Annotated in this window: 2 protein-coding genes; both read right to left on the bottom strand. The window is 48.9% G+C overall.

The window, feature by feature from the left end:
* Window positions 1–747 (bottom strand): IS21 family transposase (gene istA / locus BMY60_RS15055; RefSeq protein WP_143057497.1); only part of this gene is annotated, 747 nt, incomplete at its 3' end.
* A gap of 230 nt (window positions 748–977) precedes the next feature.
* A partial coding sequence (locus BMY60_RS15045) for a transposase (RefSeq protein ID WP_143057496.1) occupies window positions 978–1,661 on the bottom strand: 684 nt, incomplete at its 5' end.

Raw genomic sequence — 1,661 nt, 5'->3', positions numbered from 1 at the left:
GCGGCGGCGCATATCCTGGACATTCTTCTCGACGACACCTTTCTCCCAGCCGGAAGCTACATTGCAGAAATCAGGATCGAACAGGTAATGTGCCGTCATCGCGAAGAAGCGCGTATTTACCACACGCCCGTTACCTTTGGACACCTTGTCCACAGCCGTCTTCATGTTGTCGTAAATGCCGCGTTGCGGCACGCCGCCAAAAGCTGTAAATGCACGGGTATGCGCATCGAACAGCATTTCGTGACTTTGTGACGGATAGCCCGACAACATGAAGGCACGACTGTCACATAGTTTGGTATGTGCAGCCAACACTTTACGGTGGGTGCCACCGATCACCAGCCATTCTTCACTCCAGTCAAACTGAAAGGCTTCACCCAACGTAAACTTCAGCGGTACATACGCCGTTTTACCCTGCCCGCCTTGATTGCGCCAGTTGCGAACAAAGTCACAAACAATTGTATAACCGCCAACATAGCCATCCTTTCTGATTTCCTGGAACAGCATCCTGGCAGTGCGCCGGTCTTTCCTGGGGCGGCGAGCATCCGCTTCCAGCGCCAATAACAATCGAGATTCAAACGGTGTCAGCTTGCCGGGCTTCTTCGCTCTGTGATATTTCACCGTGCTGTCACTTGGCGCTTTCAACCACTTTTTTATTGTGTTCCGCGACAGACTTGTGCGCCGTTGAATCTCATTAATCGACAAATGTTCACGGTAAAACATCCGCCGTATCTTTGCATACATAACCATGGTAATCACCTCTTAATTTCTCCTGCTTAAAATTTAGGCAGGATACGTGAATTACCTGGTCAATTTTCAACCGGTACAACTAGCCTTTTCTGGTCAATTTTCGACCGGTGTCAACATGAATGCGCCTCAGTTGCCCAAAACAGGTCGCTGGCCAGCCTTGGTGCGTTATATCATCAGTAAAATTATTGCCAGCAAACCCCAGAAATCACAATTTCTTGATTCATTTCCCGCTACGTTGGCATTTGATTCCAGCTAACTGAGGAATTTAGGTTCAATTCATCAAAGCCGTTCTCACAATCCGCCCGATCCCGGTACAATTGCCCAAGGGCTTCCAGAGAATAATCGGTATTGGTCACCAGCACGGTATATTCCCAGAGTTTGATTTTTTCTGAATGGTCGATAAAGTTCAGTGTCAGTTGCGCACCAGATTTTACTTCAACCGCCAGATCACGTTTCACCTGTCGCCGCAATACGACTACCCGTCGTGAATGGCTCCAACCTGCCAACTTGAGTTCATCTTCCACAGCATGCAAACCATTTCCTACATTCTGCCATTCACTTTGGCACCAATTGCGTTCAATAAAACGTTTAACCCCGGTAGTCTGCCGAAGCTTGAACAGATAGCTCTGTCCAATCGCTTCCATTCCAACCATCACGCCTTCATTACCAAAAGCATTGTCACCACGCACTATAACGGGACGCTCTTCAGGCTTGAGCCCCTCAATCAGTTGGCGTAAGCGCGGCAAACTATGCTTGGCTGCATGTGATTTGCCACTTTGCACTTCAACATCCAGCACCAGACGCATGTTACTGACCCAATAGGTGTGTAACGTATGACTGGGACGTCCTGGCTTCATCGGATTGTAGCCAATCTCGGCACCTGCCTGATGACCATACAACAGCTTGACTGTTGT

The organism is Nitrosomonas sp. Nm51 (assembly GCF_900111165.1).
GTDB lineage: Bacteria > Pseudomonadota > Gammaproteobacteria > Burkholderiales > Nitrosomonadaceae > Nitrosomonas.
This window is presented reverse-complemented; position numbering and strand designations above follow the sequence as displayed.